The sequence below is a fragment of the Idiomarina sp. PL1-037 genome, assembly GCF_034422975.1.
Lineage (GTDB): Bacteria > Pseudomonadota > Gammaproteobacteria > Enterobacterales > Alteromonadaceae > Idiomarina.
Genome location: NZ_CP139873.1, coordinates 2,720,281 through 2,743,436, shown reverse-complemented (window position 1 = coordinate 2,743,436; position 23,156 = coordinate 2,720,281). Strand labels below are relative to the sequence as shown.

Sequence of the window (23,156 nt, the reverse complement as noted above, 5' to 3'; positions counted from 1 at the left end):
AAATTAAAACTATTATTTGACATTATATATAATGTGCGTAGAGTAGTCGGCGTTGGATAAGAAACAGTTAGTTAAACACTCCTCTACGTCGCTTTACTCTTAGTAATATCTTCGTCCTGCAGTTTTAAGTTTCATTTTTTACCCCGCGTGATCATCGCAACTGGGAACGCCCGGAGCGATTACTTATTTTATAAAATTTCAGGATATTTATTATGTCTAATACAGTAAACGGTGTTGTTAAGTGGTTTAACGAAGCAAAAGGTTTTGGTTTTATCGAGCAGAAAGGCGGCGCAGACGTATTCGCTCATTTCAGCGCGATTGTTAGCGACGGTTTCAAAACGCTAGCCGAAGGCCAAAACGTTTCTTTCTCAGTAACTCAGGGTCCTAAAGGTCCTCAGGCTGAGAATATCCAAGCAATTTAATTTGTATGGATTAAGCTTCTAAGCAAGCTAAAAATTATGAAGAGCAGCCCACGGGCTGCTTTTTTTGTGCCTGAATTTTGACACTGTTATTTTGTAACATTACTTGTCTGATTATTGACAAGTTTCGGCAAGACTATGACTATAGCTTTTATCAGAGGTTATTTTTCCCTCCCTAACAATTAACAGAAGAGACACTATGAAAAAGTTATTGATTGCTTTGTCTGTAGTCAGCTGTTTTGCGGCAGCTGATGAAGGTATGTGGATGCCCAAACAGTTACCGGAAATTGCCGATAAGCTAAAGGCGGCAGGTCTGACTATTGACCCTAATGATATTTCTAAATTAACCGAGTTCCCCGCTGCTGCCATTGTTAGCCTGGGCGGATGTTCGGCCTCTTTTGTGTCACCAGAAGGCTTAGTGGCAACGAACCATCATTGCGCTTACAACAGCATTGCTCATAACTCGACACCAGAGAACGATTTGCTTGCTAATGGCTTTTTAGCCAAAAATTTAAGTGCAGAAGTACCGGCGGCGCCGGGCAGTCGTATTTTTGTGACTAAAGCCGTTGATGAAGTGACTGACAAAGTTATTGATCCCAGTACAGCCGAGCTAAACGGTAAAGCACGTCTGGATGCCATAGAAGACAATAAAAAAGCTTTGGTGGCAGAGTGTGAAGAGGACGAAGGCCATCGGTGTCAGGTTGCAGCTTACTACGGCAGCCTGGAGTACTACCTTATTAAGCAACTGGAAATAAAAGACGTCCGTTTAGTCCATGCACCGGCAAGTGGTGTGGGCAAATTTGGTGGCGATACTGATAACTGGATGTGGCCACGTCATACTGGCGATTACAGCTTTTTACGCGCTTATGTCAGCCCGGAAGGTGAGTCAGCGGATTACAGTGAAGACAACGTACCTTATAAGCCGGATTACCACTTAACGATAGCCAGTGAAGGCCTGGAAGAGGGTGACTTTGTTATGGCGCTGGGTTATCCCGGCCGTACCAACCGTCACCGCCTGCCGTCTGAAGTAAAAGAAACCTTCGAGTGGAGCTACCCTAAAACGGTAGAGCAATTCCAGGACTCGTTGGAAATTATTGCGCGGGAAACCAAAGACAATAAAGACGCAGAGCTTAAATACGCCAGTCGAGTAGCGGGCCTGAACAACTACCTGAAAAACCGTCAGGGCATGCTGGACAGTTTTGCGAACAGCGACTTGTTAGAGCGCAAGCAGCAGGAACATAAAGAGCTGACCGCCTGGGTTAACAGCAGCCGCGAGAATAAAAAGGCTTATGCTGACGACCTTAAAACCATTGAAGCCTTATTACAGGAACGTCACGCTCAAAGTCGTGCCGATTATTTGCTGAATAACGCCACTCCGCGCCTGCTTATGGTTGCACGTGCTGTTTACCGCCTGGCTCAGGAAGGCACTAAGCCGGATGCTGAGCGTAAAGCGGGTTACCAGGAACGTGATGTACCGCGCTTTGAATCATACCTTGCCGGTATGGAGCGTAACTTTGACCCTAGCGTTGAAAAGGCGCTGGACTTGCACAACCTAAGCAATTATATGGCGCAGCCTAAGTCAGATCGTGACGCCGATTTTGATAAAGCTCTAGGCTTACGCGACGGCATGAGCGAAGAAGAGCTGAGCAACTTAATTGACAGCTGGTATGAAGCAACCGGTTTAACCGATTTGGATAGCCGCATGGCTTTGCTGGAATACAACCCAGAGCAGTTTGAGCAAAGCGATGATTCCTTCGTGAAAGCCGCTGTCGCCTTATACCCTTCTGACTTAGAGGAAGAGAAAGAAAGTGAAGAACTAGCCGGCGAAATTCAGGAAGCTTACGCCAGTTATATGCGGGCAAAAATTGCCTTTATGCAGAGCAAAGGTCAGGCCGTTTACCCTGACGCTAACAGCACCTTGAGAATTACCTACGGTAACGTTGCTGGCCGTGCGCATGGTACTGAAGATGGTAATGCCTGGGCTCCTTTCACTACCCTGCGGGGCGTGACAGAAAAAGCCACGGGTGAAGGCGAGTTTAATGCGCCGCAAGAACAACTGAAGGCGATTGAAGCAGATGACTTCGGTCCTTATGAAAAAGCAGATTTAAATTCTGTACCTGTGAACTACCTTGCCACTTTGGATATTACCGGCGGCAACTCGGGGTCTGCGGTTCTGAACCATAAAGGCGAATTTGTCGGGCTGGCTTTTGACGGCACACTAGATTCAATTATTTCCGACTGGGACTTCAACCTGGAGAACACCCGTTCTATTCAGGTAGATGTCAGATACATGCTGTGGCAAATGCAGTATGTTGATCACGCAGATAACGTATTGCGTGAGTTAGGCATCAGTACAAGCCAGTAGTTATTATTTAACGTAGTAGCCATAGCAAAACCACCATCGTTAATTTTTAGCGGTGGTGGTTTTTTTGTTGTGCTGGCAGAAGGCGAGCAGGAAGAATAAGATGGTCGGAAAATAGCGTTGTAAAAGTAGATGGTATGCCAATAACAAAAATATTCGCCTTACGTTGCCCAATAGAGCAGTCACCTTTGCAGTTGGTGGACGGCAGTTGGCGTTGTGAAAATGGTCATAGCTATGACGTGGCAAAACAGGGATACGTGAATTTGTTGCCGGTGCAGAATAAGCGCTCGAAAGATCCCGGCGACAGCAAAGCCATGGTGCAGGCACGGCGGGAGTTTCTGGAGCAGGGTTATTATGAACCGCTGGCGCAGGTTCTGGCAGATACTGTGTTAGCACAGGGCGAGCAGGCGGTGCTCGATGCCGGTTGCGGCGAAGGCTACTACCTGCGCTACTTGGTTGAACAGGCGGAACAAAAAGGTACGGATTTAAGTGTGGCTGCCCTGGATATTTCAAAATGGGCAGTGCAGGCTGCGGCAAAACGCGATAAACGCCTAAGCTGGATGGTTGCTTCCAATAACTCTATTCCACTGGACGATAACAGTGTCGATACCCTTTTGTGCGTGTTTGGCTTCCCTGTTGAAGCTGAATTTAAGCGGGTTCTAAAGCCCGGCGGGCGGCTGATTATGGTAGACCCTGCAGGTGATCACCTAAAAGAGCTAAAAGCCATTATTTATTCTGAGATAAAAACAAAGTCAGATAACCTGCCTGTAAACTCAGAATACTGGTCTTTAGCATCAGAGCAGCGAGTGACCTTCAAATTTGAACTGAATAATAATGATACTATTAAAAACTTACTCACTATGACACCACACCTCTACCGTAGCAGCGCCGATGGACGCGAACGCGCCGGGGCTATCAGCTCTTTACAGCTGACCGCTGATGTCTGGGTGCGGGTTTTTACTTTGAGCGCCTAACGCATGCGAGCAGTTATTCATTCAACAATCACCACTGTGGCCAAAAACGACTGGGATCGCCTGTTTGGGAGTCATTATCCCTTTACGCGCTATGATTTGCTGCTGGCGCTTGAGCAAGGTGGCAGTCTTGGGCTGCAGCGCGGCTGGTTGCCGCAATATGCTGTTGTTTATGATGAGAATGACGCCATGGTTGCGGCTATGCCGTGGTTTAAGAAAACGCATTCCTATGGTGAGTATTTGTTCGACTGGGCATTCGCCGAAGCTTTTGAACGCTATGGTTTTCAATATTACCCTAAGCTGATTAACGCAATACCTTTTACCCCATGTCAGGGACCGCGTTTGGCTATTAGCGAGGGCGTTAACCGCGGCGAGATGCTGTCTATTATTGAGTCGGAGTTGTTAAAGCAACATGACGTCAGTAACTTGCAGAGTTTGTATGTTGAACCTGACTTAAGCCGTGCTTTAACCGAAGAAGGCTGGTGGCAGCGCTTCGATATTCAGTTTCTCTGGCAAAACCGGGACTACGGCAGTTTTGATGATTTTTTAGCGGCTCTGGTGTCGCGTAAGCGTAAGTCGATTCGCAAAGAGCGGCAAAAAGTGTCTGAGCAAAACGTGCAAATGCGAACTCTGCAGGGTAATGAGTTAACTGCGGAGTTTTGGCAGCAATTTACTCTGTTCTACCAGCGTACTTATTTAAAACGTTCTGGGCATGGCGGCTATTTAACCCCTGCTACCTTTAAACTATGGGCTGAACATTTAGCCGATTATATTATAGTTTTCGCTGCCTACAGAGACGGCAACATGCTGGCTGCTTCTTTGTGCTTTAAAGGCGAAGATACACTTTACGGACGCTACTGGGGTTGTCGGGAAGAGCTTGAATTCCTGCACTTTGAGGCCTGTTATTACCAGGGAATTGAGTTTTGTATAAATCACGGGCTACAGTATTTTGACGCGGGTGCTCAGGGTGAGCATAAATTGCATCGCGGTTTTGAACCGGTATTGCGCGAAGGCTTTTACCGTTTTATGGAGGCGCCTCTTAGCGACGCCATTGAGCAGTATTGTCAGGATGAAAGCAGTGCGTTACGCGAACACCTGAAAACACTGCAAACCTATCTGCCTTATAAAACCATCGATTAATACAACGGCCATACCAGGAGTATCATGACCAGCGCCACCGCTGAGACCAGAAGGGACAACGGCAGGCCAAGCCGCCAGTAGTCGCTAAAGTTGTAACCACCCGGGCCCATAACCAATATATTCGACTGGTGGCCTATAGGCGTTAAGAAAGGCACAGCGGCACCAATAGCAACCGCCATTAAAAACGGGTCCATACTGGCACCAAAGCTGTTCGCCATACTAATGCCAATGGGGGCCATAAGTACTGCTGCCGCGGCATTGTTAACAATATTGGATAGCAACATGGTCACTATTAGCAGTAAGCCCACCGCAACAAATTCTGGCGAGCCCTCGCTGACATAAAGCACTGCATTGGCAATAGTGTCGGCAGCACCGCTACGCTCCAGTGCAGACCCCAGTGGAATGGTTGCGCCCAGCAGAACAATAATAGGCCAGTCTATGGCGTCGTAAAGCTCTCGCAGAGGCAAAATATTGGTGATAACCATAAGGCCTGCTGCCAGTGAGAAAGCGACAGGAACCGAGATTAAGCCAAACGCAGCCGATAAAATGGTTGCAGCAAAAATACCTAGCGGCAACATTAACCGCTTTGAGGAACCGATGCGCAAGCTGCGCTGTGCTAACGGGAAGCAGCCAAAGCGCTGAAATACATCATCGAGGATTTCAGCGTCGCCCTGCAGTAATAAAACGTCGCCCGGTTTAAAGCGAATATTTGCCAGTGCGGTTCCCAATTTCTGACCCTCGCGGGCAACACCCAATACATTAATACCGTAGCGGCTGCGCAGTTTAATGTCGGCAGCCGAGCGGCCGATAAGCCGGGAGTCATGTCCGACAATACCTTCTATTACAGTAATGTCGTCGGATTTTAAAAAGCGGTCATCAATTTCTTCTTCGGCATTGAGCTCCAGTCCGGTTCCGTCAATGACTTGCTGGATGGTTTCCGCATTGGCTTCAACTATCAGCACGTCCTCGGCTTTTAGTCGTAAATAACGAGCCGGAGCGGACCAACGCTTTTCGCCACGTTGTAGTGCAACAATCACAAAGTCTTCTTCGCTTCGGTTTTCCAGCTCATACAGAGTTTCACCAACGAAATTGGAGCCTTCAGGTACATAGAGTTCGGTCAGGTAGCTGCTGACATCATACAGCGACTGCGATTTCGACTTTCCGGCTTTTTCCGGAACCAGCCAATGGCTTAACAGCCACATAAAAAGCAAACCGGCTATGGCAATACTGAGGCCAACCGGAGTAAATTCAAAAATACCAAAGGACTCGCCCATAGCCTCGCGACGAATGTCAGCAATAATAATGTTTGGTGGCGTACCCACCATAGTAATGGCGCCGCCCAGTAATGAACCAAAAGCCATAGGCATAAGCAATTTGGATGGGTTGTTGCCACTGCTGCGGGCAAGTTGAAGGGCGACCGGGATCATTATCGCCATGGTGCCGGTATTGCTGATAAAAGCCGAGCAGACCGTAGTGACAGAGGTCAGGGCTATCATCTGTACCCAGCGTTTATCGCCAATGTTTTTCATGGCTGAGGCAAGGGCGTCGACGACACCAGAGCGCCACAGCGCCTGGCTGATTATTAGTACAGCAGCCACGGTAATGACAGCAGCGTTACCAAAACCACTGAATACTTCTGCGGTTGGCACCAGACCAAGAATAGCTGCGGATAATAGCGCCATCATAGCAACCAGGTCGTAACGCCACTTATCTATGACGAAAAGCACCAACATGGCGACTAAGATTATTCCAATGAGCCATTGATCCAGCATTCGGTGTGCACCTTTTAATTTTTAAAGGTTGAAGATTGCACAGTGTTGGGTTTGAAGCAATAGCGTCTAAATTGATAAATCGGCTAAAAGCCTGACGTTTTTGTGCCAGGCTTTTAGCTGTCTGGTGGAACTAGCCGGCCTACATGGGCAGCACTTCTAATACAGCAACGTAAGAACCCTGGCGTTTGGTAGCCGGGGCTTCGCCGTTGTCGTCGGCGTATTCTGCTTCTAACCAGTACATGCCAGGTTCATCCAGAGTGAAAGTGACTTCGCCTTTCTCGTCGGTCGTTAACTTGGTTGGTTGTGCCTGGTCACGATAACGCTCACCACCTTTTATTAAGACAATTTCAGTTCCGGTAGCTGCGGTACCATTAATATTAAATTTAAAGGTAATGTTTTCACCGGTGTACAAATCGTTCGGGTGGGTCACTGGTTCAAGTTCCAGACCGCTGCCGGTTGGACCCAGAGTGTCATAAGTTGGCGCACCAGAGGTAACAAAGGTTTCAACACGACGTGAGCGTTCACTAACCTCTAACTCTTTAGCGTCCTGAGGAACTTCTTTGTAGAAGTCTTCATTGGTTTTTTGCGCACCACGTGGCGGCCAGTACTGACGTTCACCTTCGTCATCTACCCAGCGTGCAGATAAACCTGAGCTGGCTGAATAAATGGTGTAAGTACCTTCTTTTTCCAGTTCAATATCAAACACCGAGCGATACTTGCCTTTATGGCCATTTTCCAGAGTCACATCGGAGCCGTCCGGTGCCATAGCTTTCACGTAATCTAAGCTAAGCGGATAATGATCTGGGTAAAAAATGCCATTGGCGATAGCAGCATCAAAAGTCACCCATTCGGAGTCGCCGGAGACGACGGTGGCGCTTGGTTTAATCCAGACCCGGTGAGCTTCACTGCTGGTGCTCGCAAATAAGGTCAGCACAGCCAGGCTGGTAGTAAGTACAGAAGATAATTTCATGATTAAGGCTCCAGTTTTAATGACACTCGGCCAAGCTCGTGCTCGCCGGTCTCTGAGATGGATATTGGGCTATCGATAGGTAAAGACAATGGCAGGCGCAGCATTTCGCGACCGCCGACTTCGCGCGCGGCTTCTACATACAAGTAGTACTGGCCGGGCTCAAGGTCAGGTAGTTTGGTTAATAAAGGCGTTAAGTCCACTTTGTGAGTGCCGGGCCGGCGAGTTGCGCCCGATACACCGTCTATTGGCATCTCGGCCATACGACCGCTACGACGCCACCACTGGCGCATGTCTTTAAGCCATTTTTCGCCTTCGTTATCTTTTAGGTTAACGTCGTACCAGACCGCAATATCAGCTACCCGTTGGTTGCGTTCATTGGCCAGCCATACCGCCAGGTAAGGTGCGTGATATTCGGCGACTGAAAGGCGGGGAATTTCGACATTGAGTTCGTTTTCAGCAGCGTGTGCTGATCCCATAACGGCAAACAAAGGAATGATGAAGCCAGCCAGAACCAGTGGCCAGGTGGATTTGCGCCCTTTACTGTATTTTTTCAAAAGTAATAACCCCGTAATTGTGAATAAAATGCTGGCAATGGCAAATACGTCAATGAACAGGCTCCAGAGAAAACCGGTGTTGCGGGCTTTATGGAGATCATTGAAGTAGGCTATCCAGCCGCGATCGGTGGTTTCAGAATAAAAAGCACCACTGGTTAAATCGACGCTGAACCAGCTGTCCCCGCCGGGACGGGGCATGGCGACGTACAACTCGTAGTCACTCCATTCGATTTCGGCATTTGAACTGATGCTGTTTTGCGTCGTATCTTCGTACCAGCGGTGGAAAAAAGTTGGTAGAGCGTCATTCCCTGAAGCATTCGCCAACCGGTCCAATTCCGTTTGTGGGAGAGAGCTTTCATGGCTTTCGACGCTGGGTGCGGATTCTATCCAGCCGGCATGGTTCAGCGTTATACCGGTGACGGAAAACAACAACATGCCAATGAGGCAAACGGCAGAGCTTATCCAATGCCAGTCTTTTAAAGACCACCCTCTGCGGCCACCCGAGCGTCGAGCCATTAACTTTTCTTCCTTTACAAACAAGAGTGAATGTATCTTATATAAAAACCGTTCTCATTTGCAATACTTAATGATAAAAATTCTCATTTAGATTTAATGCGGTTATGTTATTATGTGCACAAAATCGCCAATGAGGAACAGTTATGAGAAGTATCATTGCGGAAAAAGTGACTCAGGTACGTCACTGGAACGATACCCTGTTTAGCTTCAAAACCACGCGTCAGCCAAGCTTTACCTTCGAAAATGGTCAGTTTGTAATGATGGGACTGCAACTGGAAGATAAGCCTTTGCTCAGGGCTTACAGCATTGCCAGTGCAAACCACGAAGAAGAGCTTGAGTTCTTCAGTATTAAAGTGCCGGACGGTGCTTTAACGTCACGCCTGCAACATATTAAGGTGGGTGACGAAGTGGTGTTGTCGACACGCCCTACAGGGACGTTAGTACCCGGGCACTTGCTACCAGGCAAAAACTTGTACCTGCTCAGCACCGGCACCGGGTTAGCGCCTTTTATGAGCGTTATTAAAGACCCCGACATTTACGAACAGTACGATAAAGTCATTTTGGTTCACGGTGTGCGCTGGGTTTCTGAGTTGGCGTATCAAAAAGAAATCTGTGAAATTTTGCCAAACAACGAATACTTTGGTGACTGGGTGCGGGAAAAACTCATTTATTACCCGACTGTTACCCGTGAGCCCTTTCGTGACGGAGCGCATCAGCAACGTATTACCGATTTGCTCGAGTCAGGAACTTTAACCAAAACCATTGGGCTACCGGATATTAATCCGGAGCACGACCGCTTTATGTTGTGCGGTAATGACGCTATGCTTCAAGATCTGATGGTTATTCTCAATGAACGAGGTTTTAGTAAAGCAACGTCACGTAAGCAAGGCAGCTACGTGATTGAGCAGGCCTTTATTGAAAAATAAAGAGCATTGAGAAGTAGAGAGTATTGAAAAATAAGCAGGTGTATGACCCAGAAACAAAGTAAAAAAGCATTAGTGGCAGAAGGTGGTGCCATGCGCGGTATCTTCGCCGCTGGTGTGCTGGACGGTTTTCTTGAAACCGGACAAACCGACTTTGATTTCGCAATTGGGGTGTCGGCAGGTTCAACCAACCTGATTGGTTTTCTTGCCGGCGACCACGGACGTAACCGTAAAATTCTCTTGCAGCACGCGCTACAACCAGAGTTTTTGAACTGGCGGCGCTTTTTAAAAGGTGGGCACTTTTGCGATGTAAGCTGGCTTTGGCACGCTTCATTTGAACAAGTGCCGCTGAACACCCGTCATTACCTGGAGCAGAACCGGCCTTTATACGTTGTAACGACCAATGTTGATACGGGGCTTCCGGTGTATACCAGGGTCACAGCTGACAACTTACATGAACTGTTTCCTGCTTCCTGTGCTATTCCACTGGCCTACCGCGAGTTTCCATCCGTTGGTGGAGCGCCAATGACTGATGGCGGACTGGGGGACTCCATACCGGTGATTAAAGCCTATGAAATGGGTGCACGGGATATAACGGTTATTTTGTCCCGGCCGCGAGGTTTCCGAAAGAAGGTAAGACCCTTACCTAAGTTTACTAAACGGTTTTTTAAACACCATCCTGCTTTATTTGATGCCGTCGCCAGGCGCTCGGAAGTTTATAATGACGCTATTAACTTTATTGATAACCCTCCTGCGGACTGTGAAGTGACCGTTCTGGCTCCTCCGGAGGGGTTTCCGGTCGGGCGTTTCACTCAAGATAAAAAGCTGCTGGAGCAAGGTTATGAAATGGGAAGAGCCGCCGCATTGGCAACAACTGCTGCGTGATGTCCGCGCGTGTACCTTGTGTGAGCCAGAGCTGCCGCTTGGTGCTCGTCCTGTTGTTCAGTTGCACCCTAAAGCCAGAATTCTAGTTGCCGGACAAGCCCCCGGAAAGCGCGTTCATGCCTCAGGTAAGCCTTTCGATGACCCTAGCGGCGACAGGCTTCGTCAGTGGATGGGCATTGATAAAGACACTTTTTACAATGCCGAAGAGCTGGCGATTATTCCTATGGGTTTTTGCTATCCGGGCACCGGTAAGTCTGGTGATCTTCCGCCACGGCCAGAGTGTGCGCCTACCTGGCGAAATAAAGTACTGGAGCAGTTGCCTAATCTGGAGCTTACATTAGCCATAGGTCAGTATGCTCAGCAGTGGCATTTACAGGAGCCCAAAAGAAGCCTGACCGAGCGCGTAAAAGATTGGCGTAATTATTGGCCGAGCCTGTTACCTATGCCGCATCCAAGCCCTAGAAACAATTTATGGTTACGCCGGAACCCTTGGTTTGAAGCTGAGGTTATTCCGAAGTTAAGGCGAAGAGTGAGAGAACTGCTTTGACTTTTACAGGGCAAGCCGATAATTTTAGACGCTTAACTTAAAGCGGTGGGCACGGATAACCCTGATGAAATTACGACAATGGCGAATCTGGCACCGCTGGTTATCTCTTCTTTTTGGCCTGCAGCTAGTGGTATGGAGCATCAGTGGCGCCTATATGGTGTTCTTTGATTTAAGCTTCATTCATGGCGACCATCTAGTGAAAAAGCTTGAACAGCCTATAGCGAAGAATACTTTAATTTCTCCGGTAAGCTGGGTATTAGAACAACATCCACAAGCCACGTCGGTGCGCCTTATGCACCAGTGGATAGACGGCTCGCTGCGGACGGTTTATCGTGTTGAAAGCCAAACCAGTACGCAATTGCTGAGCGCCGAATCTTTGGAGCCGGTGAAGCTTGACCGCATGGATATTGGCTATATTGCGCGTCAACACTCCACCGGTAACGAAAAGACAAAAGCTCAGGTTAGTTATATTGAAGACCGGGCACCTGGTGAACTTAATCCTGCTTTGTTACCCGTATGGCGAGTAGATTTTAATGATTTGGCCGGTGCTACCTTATATTTCTCGGCGACAACCGGGGAGCTCGTAACCAAACGACATAACTTCTGGCGACTGTTCGACTTTTTCTGGATGCTCCACATAATGGATTACCAAGACCGGTCGGATATCGAAACCTGGTGGTTAAAGGCATTTAGCATCGCGAATATACTTTTTGTAATGACCGGTACGGCTCTGCTTTACTTCCATTTGCGGCCGCGTAGAAAAAGCAGGCGAGCGGCATGAGGTTTGTGCGTAAGCTGCATCGCTGGCTGAGTCTGGTCATTCTTATACAAGTGCTTATCTGGCTGGTTAGTGGCCTGTACTTCGGCTGGGTGGGTCACCAGAGTCTGGCTGCCCATGACTACTTTCAAAACGCTGCGAAAGCGCCGATAGGGTCTGTTTTTTACCCTGAAAATGCCTTAATTGAGCGTTTTGATAACGTTAAAAGTGTGGAAATACGCTCAATTTCGCAGATGGCTCAGTACGTCGTTTTGACAATTGATGGCTCCAGACATTATGTGAATGCCCAGACTGGCGAGCGCTGGCAAACCTCCGCACCGCTGGCGGCAAAACTGGCACGACAAAGCTATAACGGGCCGGGCTCGGTTAAAGAAGTACAGGCCGTAACGGGCAGTGAGGAAATTATTGACTGGAACAAACCCGGTTACAGAGTCACTTTTACCGACGAGACTCGTACGCGAGTGTATGTTGACGCTGGTTCCGGTGAAGTGGTTGATCACCGCAATAATAGTTGGTGGCTAAGTGACTGGATGTTTCGTTTACACTTTATGGATTACAGTGGCGAGCGCGACTTTAACAGCTTACTGAACATTATTGCCGCTACCATCGGGCTATGGTTTAGTTTGTCAGGCTTAATTTTACTTGGTCGCAGTTTAAAACACCGGCAGTTACTCTAGAGCTGGTGGCTACCACCAGCGTCCTATTTTACGACAATAGCTTTTGTAAGCTTCACCAAAAGTTTCGGTTAAAATACGTTCTTCCGGCAGAATTTGAAAGCGCTGCATATAGGCCACATATAACACCAGCCCCCATAAAGAAAAGACACTTCCCAGAAAAACACCCCAGGCCATAAGCAAAAAGAAGAAGCCTAAATACATGGGGTTACGTGTTCTTTGGTATATTCCGGTAGTAACAAGTTCGGTGCTTTTGTTCGGAGCGCGAGGGTCTACTGTGGTTTGTGCTCTGCGAAAACCAATAACGCCAAGCAAAGGCAGCAAGACTCCTAATACCAAGAGAAAAATAGCAGCGGCGCGCTGACCGACATAAAATTGGTTAAAGGCCTGCGTATAGTGAGCCGTTAACCACATTAAACCGGCGACTATGGCAACAACCAGCAACGGTGGTATTTTGAGTTCAAGTGATTTCATGGCAAAGTGGCGCCCCTTTTAGCGAAGACAAGAAATATGACGACCGATACCCATCAAATTATTGAGCAAACTCGGCACTGGGTGCAACAGCTGATTGTAAAGTATAACATCTGTCCGTTTGCACGCCGCGAAGTTGAGCGCAAGAGTATTCGCTATAGTGTAGCCGAAAATCGCAAGCCACAAGCTGTTTTACAGCAGTTGCTGGATGAAGCTAAACACCTGGATACCGCAGCTGAAACCGAGACCACGCTGCTTATTCTGCCGTCGGGGTTTGAAGGGTTTTATGAATTTCTGAATTTGGTTGATGTCGCCGATGCTTTGCTTGTGGAGGAAGGTTACGAAGGGGTGTACCAGCTAGCGCATTTTCACCCCGATTACTGTTTTGAGGGAGAGGCCCAGGATGATCCGGCAAATTATACCAACCGTGCTCCGTATCCAACGCTACATTTACTGCGCGAGGCCAGCATTGAAGAGGCGCTGGAAAATTATGATGACCCTGAATCGATTCCTGAGCGCAATATTGAATTTGCCCGACGTAAAGGTGCTGAATTTTTTAAAGGAATCTTGACAACTTAAAGTCTAAGTTGTTGCTAAACTATTACTGATAGTGAATTACTTAAAGCTGCGTCTTCTGTCGAACTGAAAGTGATGAGGCCTTATGAAAAAGCATCATATTACCCATAGAATTATTGAACAGCTGCCAACAATGGTGGCTTATATCGACAGAGCAAGACTTTTCCGTTTTGTAAATGGGTCCTATGCAGGGTTTTTTGACCTGACTCCAGAGGAAATGCTAGGCAAGCCATTAACCGATGTACTGAGCGAAGAGTCTTATCAACGCATAAAACCGAATCACGACTATGTTTTTGCTACCGGCAAAAAAATGGAATTTTCAGATTCTGTCACTTTTCGTAACGGCCGCAAGAACTTTTTAGATATTCGTTACCTACCTGAAACGGATGAGCAAGGTCGTGTTATTGGAATTTATGAGCTTATTGAGGATGTCAGTAGCTATTATGCTTCAGTTGATGTTATGCGTACTCTCCATGAAGTCATTCACAAGCGGGGGCGGCGCATTGACCCAGCCTCTATTGATGAACTATTAAAAGTGGGTGTTGAGTATTTAGGAGTTGATATAGGTACAGCGAGTTCCATACAAAACGGTATCTATACCATTGAATGGGTGCAAAGCGCGAAAATGGACTTCTCCGCCGGAGCGCAGCTACCGCTGGCAACCACCTATTGCTCCGTTGTGCTTAAGGCAAACCATTTAATATTCACTAACGATGCCTCAAGAGATTCACGTTTCAAAGAGCACGCAAGTTATCAAACTTACGGTCTGGAGAGTTATATCGGTGCGCCGCTAATTATCGATGATCAGGTTTGGGGAGTGCTAGGTTTCGCCCGAAAAAGCAAAAGAGCTGAACCTTTTACTGAGCTTGAGGTTGAAATTGTACGAATGATGGGCACCGCCCTGGAAACTGTTATTGCCGAACAGAAAGTGCGTTCAGATTTAATCCGGGAGCGGGACGATATGGCTTTAATTGCTTATACTGATGCATTAACTGGGTTAAAAAATCGCTCGGCTGGTATGGAAATACTGGAGCAGGGTTTAACCCGGCAAAATGGTGAGCAGGGTTTTGTTGTTTCAGTTATCGACTTCGATCACTTTAAAACGATTAACGATACTTATGGTCACGATATTGGTGACAGGGTATTGATTACTGGCTCTGAAGCCATGTCAGCGGCGGTTCGTAGCAGTGATAGTGTCGTTCGGGTAGGTGGTGAAGAATTTATGGTTGTGCTTGCTTATGCTGACCATGAAAGTGCCGCGCAAGTACTGGAAAGGGTGCGCTCGGCGGTTGAGGAAACGGTAATTACCCTGGACTCGGGTGAAATTATTAATCCAACGGTAAGTGTTGGTGCGTCAGAAAGCCGACCAGAAGATGATGTTTCTAGTATCTACAGAAGAGCGGATCAAGCGCTGTATAAGGCTAAGCGAGAAGGTCGCAACCGTATTGTCTGGGCTGAAGAAAATGGTGCTTGAATGTATTATGAAAATAACTTGATAAATCGTTTGACTCACAGTGGAATAAGCGTAGACTCCATTGGGTCGGATAGATAGAAAGACAGTTAGTTAAAATACTCCACTTCGTTGACCTATTATTATTAATACCATCGTCCTGTAGTTCTAAGTTCTTATTTTTACCCGCATCATCGGTCTGAATGACCAAATACTTAAAATTTACAGGAAGATATATTATGTCTGATAAAATTACTGGTTCAGTAAAATGGTTTAACGAAGCAAAAGGCTTCGGTTTCATCGAACGTGAGAACGGCGCAGACGTTTTCGCACATTTCAGCGCTATTTCTAGCGACGGTTTTAAAACCTTAACTGAAGGCCAGCGCGTTGAGTTCGCAGTAACTCAAGGCCCTAAAGGTCCTCAGGCTGAGAACATCGTAGCGCTGTAATTACGCGCCTCGAAGTCTAAAAGGGCAACCCTCGGGTTGCCTTTTTTTGTGCCTGTAAATCGGCGCTAGTGAGCGATCTAAACTAAGCTTATGTTACGTAAGCTCAGACAATGAAATACTTAAGGAGGTCGATGATGAAAGTAGCAGTTATAGGCGCAAATGGAAAAATTGGTCAGCATTTAGTTGAACAGATGCAGCACGCAAAAACGCATGAAGTGATTGCGGTGGTGCGCAAGGAAGAACAGCAAAAAGCCTGGGAAGACCGCGGAGTTACGGCCAAATTAGGTGATTTAGAAGGCTCCGTCTCAAAATTGGAAGAACTGCTTCAGGGCGTTGATGCTGTGGTATTTACCGCAGGCTCAGGTGGAAGCTCCGGTGACGATAAAACCTTATTAGTCGACTTAGACGGTGCAGTGAAAACAATGGAAGCGGCCGAATCTGTGGGCGTAAAACGTTTTGTTATGGTCAGTGCCTGGCAGTCGAATAATCGTGAGAACTGGGCTGAAGCCCTGCTTCCTTACTATGCCGCCAAGCATTATGCCGACCGCGAGTTAATGCGCACCAAACTTAACTGGACCATTGTGCGTCCGGGAGCATTAACCGACGAAGAAGCAACCGGTAAAGTGGTTGTTGGTGAATCGTTGGCACCAGGTTCAGTGCCACGTGAAGATGTTGCCAGTGTTTTACGCCGGTGTCTGGATGAAACCGGTACCGAACTCAGAGCTTTTGACTTAATGTCGGGTGACAGTGAAGTAGAGCATTCACTGCAGTCGATGAAAGAAATGGCTTAGCACTTCAATAGTCCGTTCAGTTTTCGCCGGTATGTTGTCTTTAATAGGCAGCACGGCGTACACGCTGTACGGACTGCCTTCCCATTCTGGCAACAAGCGCAATAAACGCCCACTCTCAATGTAATGCTTAATTTCCGGCTCTGGAAGTATCGCATACCCAACACCATCGAGAGTCAACTGCACCACCGTCTGCATGTTGTTCAGTAGCACTTTAGGCTTGGGAAAATCTTTATTGGGTAAACTGGGTAAGTGCCCAATAAAACAACCTTCGGGTAAGTCGTCAAAGCTTTTTATCGAATGCTCAGCCGCAGGGTGCTCAGCAGCAATGCAGGGAACCATGTGCCAGTCAGCCAAATGCCTGGCGTATAAGGCCGAGTCGGCCAGCGGACCAATGCGAATAGCCAGATCTGCCCCCGCGGTAATGAGATCGATAGGCTCATCGGTCATATGCAGTTGAAAGCTTACGTTAGTAAATTCTTGCTGCAGCTGTTTTAAGGGCTCGCTCAACAAACCTCCGCCAAAACCCACGGGCGCAATAATTTTTATTTGCCCTTGCGGCTGATTCGTTAATTGATCCCAGCGCTCCTGGTTTTTCGCTGCAATAGACAACATGTCGAGGCACGATTGATAAAAAACCTGACCGGCTTCGGTAAGTGAAAGTGAACGTGTATTGCGGTGAAAAAGCGAAATTCCGTTGTCGTTTTCCAGTCGCTGCAACTGCTGGCTAATGGCGGACACTGTCATGTGCAGTTCATTTGCAGCGGCACTCATACTGTTAAGTTCCACCGTACGGCTAAAGGCTTTTAATGATCGAATCATTTTCGGATTCATGTTTTAAGTCCTGCTAAAGAAGCTTTCAATATTTTTGAAATTGCTGATCCCATAGTACCAGTTAAAATCTTTAATGAAAATAATTCGCATTTATATTTCATTAGGGGATGAACATGAATTGCAGTATCAGCGGCTTAAAATTGAGCATTCTAGCATTAACTGTAGCATCAGCTGTAGGCGTTGCTCAGGCGCAGGAACAGGATAAGCCAAAAAGAAAACATCATAAGCATAAAGACATGGAAGTTATGGTGGTAACGGCGTCAGGTGTTGCTCAGCATTTAAAAGAAGCTCCCGCTTCAATCTCCGTTATTGACAGAAAAGACCTTTCTCAGCGTTTTTATAAAGATTTAACCGATGCTATGACCGACGCCCCGGGCGTTATTGTGACCGGCGGCGGTGACCGGCAGGACATTAGTCTGCGCGGTATGGGGGCCGACTACACATTGATTTTAGTCGATGGTCAGCGCCAGAGCTCGCGTGAAACCCGCCCAAACAGTGACGGCCCCGGGGTTGAAGGAGCCTGGACACCACCACTGGCGGCAATTGATCGCATAGAGGTTATTCGGGGGCCTATGTCATCACTTTACGGTTCAGACGCAATAGGCGGCGTTATCAATATTATTACCCGTAAAACGCCGGAAGAATGGCGCTCGGAAATTCGCGTTGACGGCACCCTGCAGGAACGTTCAGAGTCAGGCAATAGCTACCAGACTAACTTGTTCACCTCTGGCTCGCTCATTAAAGACACTTTGGGAATTCAACTGTCCGCCGGTTATACACGTCGTTTGGAAGATGACATCGTTTCTGGCTACCGGGATAAAACCGCAGAAGATGCCGACTTAAAATTGGCTTACACACCAAACCGTGACCACGAAATCTTGTTTGAAGTAGGTACCGCTAAGCAAAGCATTGACGCTTCTGTGGGCAAAACTATTGAGCCGCTGGCACCGGGCGAGGAATGTGGTCGCCGAGGATGCCCTGAATCATCGACGACTGAGTACGACAGTAATAGCGTATCCATTGCCCACAACGGCCAGTGGGGCCTGGTTGGCGCCCGCAGTTATTTAAAGCGCGATGAATTTGAAAACAAAGCGCGTCTTATGACCATTACTAATACTGACTTTCAGAGTCACTGGAACTTACCACTGCTTGAAGAAAGCTCTATGAACCTAGGTGTTGCGTATCAGGAAGAAGAGCTGGAAGATTTAACCAGTAACCAGGTAAGCGACCGCACCAATATCGAAGGCTCACAATGGTCGGCATTTGCAGAAACAGCCTGGCCAGTCTTTACTGACTTTAAGCTGACGACGGGTGTCCGTTACGATGACGACGATATCTTTGGTGGGCACTGGAGCCCCCGAGTTTACGGCGTTTATACATTAAGCCGGGCAACAACCATTAAAGGTGGTGTTTCCACTGGGTTCCGTGCCCCGGGTTTGCGAGAAACAACAGCCGACTGGGGGCAGGTCAGTCGTGGTGGTAATATTTACGGCAACCCGGAATTGAAAGCCGAAACCTCGACTAACTACGAGTTAGGTTTATACACCGATTGGGGACGCCGTAGTTCAACCTCAATAACCGTGTTCTACAACGAGTTTGATGACAAAATTACTCGTGTAGATTGTCCTGAAGCTATCTGTACCGACGGACCTAATCAGTTTGGCTCTATGCCAACCACCCGGATTAACATTGATGAAGCTGTTACTCGAGGTATTGAAATGACCTTAAGCACTCATTTCAGCCGGGAGTGGTCACTGAAAGGTAACTACACTTACACCGATTCTGAGCAGAAATCCGGTGAGTATAAAGGCGAGCCATTAAACCAGCTACCGAAGCACTTAGTACAAACCTCACTGAACTGGAAGCCAAGTAAGCGTTGGAACAGCTGGTTGCGTGTTCATTATCGTGGTGAAGAGAGTCAACCGACAACCGGACCTTCACAGCGTTCTCTTGTCGCGCCGTCTTACACACTGGCGGATTTTGGTGTGAACTACTTTGCTACGCGTGACTTAAAGCTGGCTGCGGGTGTTTACAACTTGTTTGACAAAGAAATTGGCGTAGAAGAATACGGCTATGTTGAAGACGGCCGACGCTTATGGTTGTCAGCCGCCTACAGCTTCTAAGTTCTTATAGAATGTTGTTTAAGGCTATACCGATACCAAAACGAGTCTGTTTGTGATTGTAATCAACCAAGCTTTCTCCGTAACCGGTGAAAATTGAGGTATAGCCAATAAACTTCCCGCCTATGGGGAAGGTCCAGTTAAGTTCTGCTGACCCTCTTCCGGTATCTATGGCATGACGAAGCCTGAGAATGTACTCGAAGTCACCATCGTTATAGGCGGTGGTGAATTCATAGTCACCCACGTAGTCGGTAATATTCGGGTTGTCGTCACCACTAGATTGCATAGGCTCTGTTTTTGGGTCTTCCTGAAACCGTAGCCAGGGTTTTAGCGAGAAAACAAAGCGACCTTTTTCTACCACAAATTGCATATAACCGCGGTTCCAGCTTCGTGACAGCGGCTGGCTGCGCCCGTTGGACAAATGCTCTAAACCAAAAACCAGTGCTGTATTAGTACCAAAAGGATGCCAACCTGTTGGTGTGGCATAAAATATTTCGGGCATGTAGTTGGTTTCGCGGAATGGTTTGGAAATATTATCAGAATAAACTTGCCACCAGGATTGCACGGTTAAGCCGAAGAACAGTTTATCCTCTTCAAACAGCAGGCTTTCTTCGTTAAATGGTATTTTAAAACTGATCTGGAATTTCGCTTCGTAGTCTTCGAGGCTTTGTTCGTACCCATCCACATCTGCGTATTCCTTTCGGTTAATATTATTAGTCGTAATAACAGGCAATAAATAATTACGACGATGCGGCGTTAATACGTAAGGGTCAAACTGGGTGACTTCTTCGCTTCTCATTCGGCTAGTTAACGCGCCAGGTTCTGCTACAGCATCCACTTCAACAATGTCTTCGTCGTCAGCAGAGCGAAGTTTCTGCTCGCATTCAGACCTTACGTCGGCAATAGTGGTGTCAGCCTTCGTATTGTTCATTTCATCCAGCAGACATTGCTGCATATCAGACAGTTCTTGCGCCTGGACATTAACCGCTGCTAGTGCGGTAATTCCCGATGCAATTATCCAGATCCATTTTTTCATAAGCGCAAGCTTCCTTTATTAACAATCTTTGTATTATAGCTTACTAGGCGATTATAGATCACACGTTTACAAAGTAGAGCCTGAATAAATTAAAAAATTACGAACAATGGATAAATTAGCCGAAAGACCACTAGGTTGTACTGAGTTATATCGTATTCATAGGCCTCATCGGAAGGACAAAAAGGCGGCTGCTCGTTGTCGGGCGCTCGCCTACCCCACAAAATAAAAAAGGACGTTTAGACGTCTAGAAATCTAAATATCCTAGTGTTAAGCTCGCATAAAGACTTCTCCAGGAGAACTTATATGCTTAAACTTATTTTTGTTGGTACTGGCAACATTGGAAAATGTTGGCTTGAGCAATTTGCACCTCATCTTCCTTTATCGGTTTCTGTGCACGCCCTGACTAACTCGAAAGGAATGCAGAGCGTGCGAGAAGGTGTTTCACTGTTAGATCAGATACCCCAGGAGGATTCGGGTAAGGGGTTAGAAGAAGTTACTGAGTCCATTAGCAAGGTGCTTGCTACGGGGGATTCAGTCGCGGTGGTTGATGTTACTGCTTCTGAAGCGGTAAGCGGCTATTACCCAAATTGGGTCGCGATGGGCGCTGATATTATTAGTGCAAATAAGTACGCGGGATCCAGCACTCAGAGCTCTTATGACGTTTTACTGGAGTCGCTACGAAAGTATGATCGGCGGTGGCTTTATAATACGACAGTAGGTGCAGGGTTACCCGTGCAAAAAGCTATCCGTGAACGGCGAGCTTGCCATGATCAAATTTTACATCTAGAGGGAAACCTTTCAGGTTCTTTGTCTTGGATATTTCAACAGTTTAAGCGTGGCGACAGATTCTCTGAGTGGCTTAAGAAGGCATCTGACGCAGGTATGACAGAACCTGATCCTCGGATTGATTTAAGCGGGATTGATGTTGCCCGGAAGCTACTTATTCTGGCGCGTGAAGCTGGCTGGAAGCTGGAACTGGCTGACATCAAAGTACAAAATCTAGTTCCTCCCGCATTACGTGAAGTGTCACTGGATGAATTTTGGCAAGAGGTGAACCTGCTTGATGATTTGGTTGGTGACGCGCCGCGTTACCATTACTTAGGACGCGTTGTTATCCGAAAAAATGGCGATATTGAGGGTAGTGCCGGCCTTCAGGAGATTAAGAGTTCCAGCTCTTACGCTAACTTACCGCCTGGAAATGCCAGTTTTACAATTAAGAGCCAGCAATACTTAGATAACCCATTAGTCATTCAGGGACCAGGAGCAGGTCGCGTTGTTACTGCAGCCGGTGTGCACAGCGACATCCTGGAGTTGGTTTAAAATACTAATTTTCAAAAACTTTATTATGTAACGAGGTTGTAGCATGTGCCTTGATTTTTTAGATGGTGAATGGAAAAATTTTTTAGTATTTGTGAATCACCTACTTGGATGGTTGTGGCTGGAAACTTTCTAATTACTTTTGGTGTGATTACACTATTCGAAGACGAAAAGGTCGGCATTATTGATGAAGAAAGCAAGAGACGATCTCGACAAATAAAAAATGCTGTTGAAAAAATTAGTGGAAAAGGAATCTAGCTATGAGCAATACTAAGAAAATTTGGTTAACGTACTCAGCCTTGGGCTTGGTACTTTCTCTGGTTGTGACTTTTTTGTTGGATAGTTTTCCAGCTCTTAGGTTTATTTCTAATGAAGCTGTCGTATTTGGAATAATGTCCGCTTCAATGGGCGGAGCATTAAAAAAGGCTTCGTCTGGTGAAAGTTAGATTTTATTTAGGACGCTAAATATTCAGTTCTACTTTTTCTTCTGTTTGAAAGGTGTTTTATCGAACATAAAAAAATAGGATACAAACACCGAAGCTATGACAAAGGCCGTTAGTAATATCACTTCTAACATAAGGGGGATCCTTTTGAGCCACTGTCTTTGCAATGGCGTTTTTAATACACAAAACCTGACATCACTACGAAGTAAAACTCATCAGTCTCCAGTAGTTAACCAAACGCAGGAACCGAGTGGACGCGCAATATCAAATTTTACTATGTCATTGACATTAAAAGATTAATGTAAAAAACACAATAATGAAACGTCTAATATTGCTGATTTGAGTCGTCTTGCATCTTTAACTTCGCTCAAACTGGACTAACTTTTTGATGCCAAGAGCGGACGTTAATACCTAATTTATAGACTTTGACCTTCCCCAAAATATTGCTACGCGCTGATTTGCCTTTCTGTGTTAGGGAAATTATCGTAGTTAATATTTTGTAAGTAACCTAGGTGTGCCGCAGTGTCTTATTTGAAAGAATCAATTCTCTTATTACTTGCTGTTGTTTGCTCAGTGCTTTTTGTAGTGGCAATTATTGACATTGCTCGTTACTGGTTAGATACCGGTTTTGACTTGATGTTTCTTGGCAAAAATGTGCTGTATGCGCTAGCAACTGGCTATTGGGTCTGGCGGCTTTTAATTATGCCTTATAGAAAACGGAAAGCACTTGAAGCGGAGAATAATTAAGAAATATTTCGGCTTTGACATTGTCCGGTCTTCAGTTTTTCTGACTGTCTATCAGAGTTAGAAAGTCGTTACGGTGGCGCTAGTATTATTAAAAGTATTGAGGATATTTAACACGAGAAATAGATGAAACGAAGAGACCATGAAGACGCTGTTAATTATACTCTTGGAGTAACCGGAGCCTCGACTGTCATTGCTTTTTTCAGATCAATAACCCAGTCAAAATTTTTAACTGTAATGTTTTTTGTAGGTTCAGTCGCTATTTTTAGCTTCCTCTATTTTCTCTTTGCCGGTTAAAGGGTGCGACGCTACCACCGCCGCTGAAGTATCGAAGAGCTCATAAGTTGGTATCGTCTATACTCGTCCGCTATGAGCGAAAAACGGATCATCAAAACAGCTCCATTTGGAAGCCCAAAT

24 protein-coding genes are annotated in these 23,156 nt (G+C 46.6%); 18 read left to right on the top strand and 6 right to left on the bottom strand.

Annotated elements, in window-relative coordinates; all coding sequences use genetic code 11:
- Positions 1 to 212 precede the first annotated feature (212 nt).
- The 4 genes from U0358_RS12910 (at position 213) to U0358_RS12895 (ending at position 4,892) form a co-directional block, all read left to right on the top strand.
- On the top strand, positions 213 to 422 hold the full coding sequence (locus U0358_RS12910) for a cold-shock protein (protein ID WP_054490405.1): 210 nt from the start codon (positions 213 to 215) through the stop codon (positions 420 to 422).
- A 196-nt stretch (positions 423 to 618) separates the two neighbouring features.
- Complete coding sequence (locus tag U0358_RS12905; protein WP_322406536.1) at positions 619 to 2,784, top strand: S46 family peptidase; 2,166 nt, start codon at positions 619 to 621, stop codon at positions 2,782 to 2,784.
- A 134-nt stretch (positions 2,785 to 2,918) separates the two neighbouring features.
- On the top strand, positions 2,919 to 3,755 hold the full coding sequence (locus U0358_RS12900) for a putative RNA methyltransferase (RefSeq protein ID WP_322406535.1): 837 nt from the start codon (positions 2,919 to 2,921) through the stop codon (positions 3,753 to 3,755).
- A 3-nt stretch (positions 3,756 to 3,758) separates the two neighbouring features.
- The gene (locus U0358_RS12895; RefSeq protein WP_322406534.1) at positions 3,759 to 4,892 is read left to right on the top strand and encodes a GNAT family N-acetyltransferase; all 1,134 of its coding nucleotides are present in this window, start codon (positions 3,759 to 3,761) and stop codon (positions 4,890 to 4,892) included.
- Here U0358_RS12895 and U0358_RS12890 read toward each other — a convergent pair.
- From U0358_RS12890 to U0358_RS12880, 3 genes are all read right to left on the bottom strand, one after another.
- Positions 4,889 to 6,664: an SLC13 family permease gene (locus U0358_RS12890; RefSeq protein ID WP_317497737.1), complete on the bottom strand. Its 1,776-nt coding sequence runs from the start codon at positions 6,662 to 6,664 to the stop codon at positions 4,889 to 4,891. The two genes, U0358_RS12895 and U0358_RS12890, sit on opposite strands and share 4 nt — an antisense overlap.
- A 139-nt stretch (positions 6,665 to 6,803) precedes the next feature.
- Complete coding sequence (locus tag U0358_RS12885) at positions 6,804 to 7,634, bottom strand: DUF4198 domain-containing protein (protein WP_317497736.1); 831 nt, start codon at positions 7,632 to 7,634, stop codon at positions 6,804 to 6,806.
- 2 nt (positions 7,635 to 7,636) lie between these two features.
- Positions 7,637 to 8,704, bottom strand: coding sequence for a PepSY-associated TM helix domain-containing protein (locus U0358_RS12880; protein WP_322406533.1), 1,068 nt, complete (start codon positions 8,702 to 8,704; stop codon positions 7,637 to 7,639).
- 143 nt (positions 8,705 to 8,847) lie between these two features.
- Between U0358_RS12880 and U0358_RS12875 the strand changes: the two genes are divergently transcribed.
- From U0358_RS12875 to U0358_RS12855, 5 genes are all read left to right on the top strand, one after another.
- Positions 8,848 to 9,630, top strand: coding sequence for a ferredoxin--NADP reductase (locus U0358_RS12875; RefSeq protein ID WP_322406532.1), 783 nt, complete (start codon positions 8,848 to 8,850; stop codon positions 9,628 to 9,630).
- A gap of 42 nt (positions 9,631 to 9,672) precedes the next feature.
- The gene (locus U0358_RS12870; protein WP_317497733.1) at positions 9,673 to 10,512 is read left to right on the top strand and encodes a patatin-like phospholipase family protein; all 840 of its coding nucleotides are present in this window, start codon (positions 9,673 to 9,675) and stop codon (positions 10,510 to 10,512) included.
- Entirely contained in the window at positions 10,469 to 11,059 is a 591-nt protein-coding gene (locus U0358_RS12865; RefSeq protein ID WP_322406530.1) for a uracil-DNA glycosylase family protein, read from the top strand. Before U0358_RS12870 ends, U0358_RS12865 begins: the two co-directional genes overlap by 44 nt.
- Before the next feature lie 64 nt (positions 11,060 to 11,123).
- A complete protein-coding gene (locus tag U0358_RS12860) occupies positions 11,124 to 11,840 on the top strand; it encodes a PepSY domain-containing protein (protein ID WP_322406529.1) in 717 nt (238 codons plus the stop codon).
- Positions 11,837 to 12,514 (top strand): PepSY domain-containing protein, encoded by a 678-nt coding sequence (locus U0358_RS12855; protein WP_322406528.1) that lies wholly within the window; start codon positions 11,837 to 11,839, stop codon positions 12,512 to 12,514. Before U0358_RS12860 ends, U0358_RS12855 begins: the two co-directional genes overlap by 4 nt.
- 9 nt (positions 12,515 to 12,523) lie before the next feature.
- Here the strand turns inward: U0358_RS12855 and U0358_RS12850 are convergent, their stop codons facing one another.
- Positions 12,524 to 12,985 (bottom strand): methyltransferase family protein, encoded by a 462-nt coding sequence (locus U0358_RS12850; protein WP_322406527.1) that lies wholly within the window; start codon positions 12,983 to 12,985, stop codon positions 12,524 to 12,526.
- Between the two features lie 36 nt (positions 12,986 to 13,021).
- Here U0358_RS12850 and U0358_RS12845 point away from each other — a divergent pair, with 36 nt between their 5' ends.
- From U0358_RS12845 to U0358_RS12830, 4 genes are all read left to right on the top strand, one after another.
- Positions 13,022 to 13,561, top strand: coding sequence for a DUF1415 domain-containing protein (locus U0358_RS12845; protein WP_322406526.1), 540 nt, complete (start codon positions 13,022 to 13,024; stop codon positions 13,559 to 13,561).
- Between the two features lie 82 nt (positions 13,562 to 13,643).
- Positions 13,644 to 15,032 carry a sensor domain-containing diguanylate cyclase gene (locus tag U0358_RS12840; protein ID WP_322406525.1) on the top strand — a complete coding sequence of 463 codons (1,389 nt, stop codon included), beginning with the start codon at positions 13,644 to 13,646 and terminating at the stop codon, positions 15,030 to 15,032.
- 215 nt (positions 15,033 to 15,247) lie between these two features.
- Positions 15,248 to 15,457 carry a cold-shock protein gene (locus U0358_RS12835; protein WP_054490368.1) on the top strand — a complete coding sequence of 70 codons (210 nt, stop codon included), beginning with the start codon at positions 15,248 to 15,250 and terminating at the stop codon, positions 15,455 to 15,457.
- 131 nt (positions 15,458 to 15,588) lie between these two features.
- Positions 15,589 to 16,248, top strand: a complete 660-nt coding sequence (locus U0358_RS12830) for an SDR family oxidoreductase (RefSeq protein WP_322406523.1) — start codon at positions 15,589 to 15,591, stop codon at positions 16,246 to 16,248.
- Here U0358_RS12830 and U0358_RS12825 read toward each other — a convergent pair.
- The gene (locus tag U0358_RS12825; RefSeq protein ID WP_322406522.1) at positions 16,219 to 17,067 is read right to left on the bottom strand and encodes a LysR family transcriptional regulator; all 849 of its coding nucleotides are present in this window, start codon (positions 17,065 to 17,067) and stop codon (positions 16,219 to 16,221) included. The genes U0358_RS12830 and U0358_RS12825 overlap by 30 nt on opposite strands.
- A gap of 125 nt (positions 17,068 to 17,192) precedes the next feature.
- Between U0358_RS12825 and U0358_RS12820 the strand changes: the two genes are divergently transcribed.
- A complete protein-coding gene (locus U0358_RS12820) occupies positions 17,193 to 19,202 on the top strand; it encodes a ligand-gated channel protein (protein ID WP_322406521.1) in 2,010 nt (669 codons plus the stop codon).
- Between the two features lie 4 nt (positions 19,203 to 19,206).
- Here U0358_RS12820 and U0358_RS12815 read toward each other — a convergent pair whose 3' ends face one another.
- Entirely contained in the window at positions 19,207 to 20,235 is a 1,029-nt protein-coding gene (locus tag U0358_RS12815) for a phospholipase A (RefSeq protein ID WP_317497722.1), read from the bottom strand.
- A gap of 303 nt (positions 20,236 to 20,538) precedes the next feature.
- On the opposite strand from U0358_RS12815, the gene U0358_RS12810 reads away from it, so the two are divergent.
- From U0358_RS12810 to U0358_RS12795, 4 genes are all read left to right on the top strand, one after another.
- Entirely contained in the window at positions 20,539 to 21,555 is a 1,017-nt protein-coding gene (locus U0358_RS12810) for a hypothetical protein (protein WP_322406520.1), read from the top strand.
- 69 nt (positions 21,556 to 21,624) lie between these two features.
- The gene (locus U0358_RS12805) at positions 21,625 to 21,810 is read left to right on the top strand and encodes a hypothetical protein (RefSeq protein WP_322406519.1); all 186 of its coding nucleotides are present in this window, start codon (positions 21,625 to 21,627) and stop codon (positions 21,808 to 21,810) included.
- 2 nt (positions 21,811 to 21,812) lie between these two features.
- Positions 21,813 to 21,998, top strand: a complete 186-nt coding sequence (locus tag U0358_RS12800; RefSeq protein ID WP_317497719.1) for a hypothetical protein — start codon at positions 21,813 to 21,815, stop codon at positions 21,996 to 21,998.
- 519 nt (positions 21,999 to 22,517) lie between these two features.
- Positions 22,518 to 22,742 carry a hypothetical protein gene (locus U0358_RS12795; protein WP_317497718.1) on the top strand — a complete coding sequence of 75 codons (225 nt, stop codon included), beginning with the start codon at positions 22,518 to 22,520 and terminating at the stop codon, positions 22,740 to 22,742.
- Positions 22,743 to 23,156 lie beyond the last annotated feature (414 nt).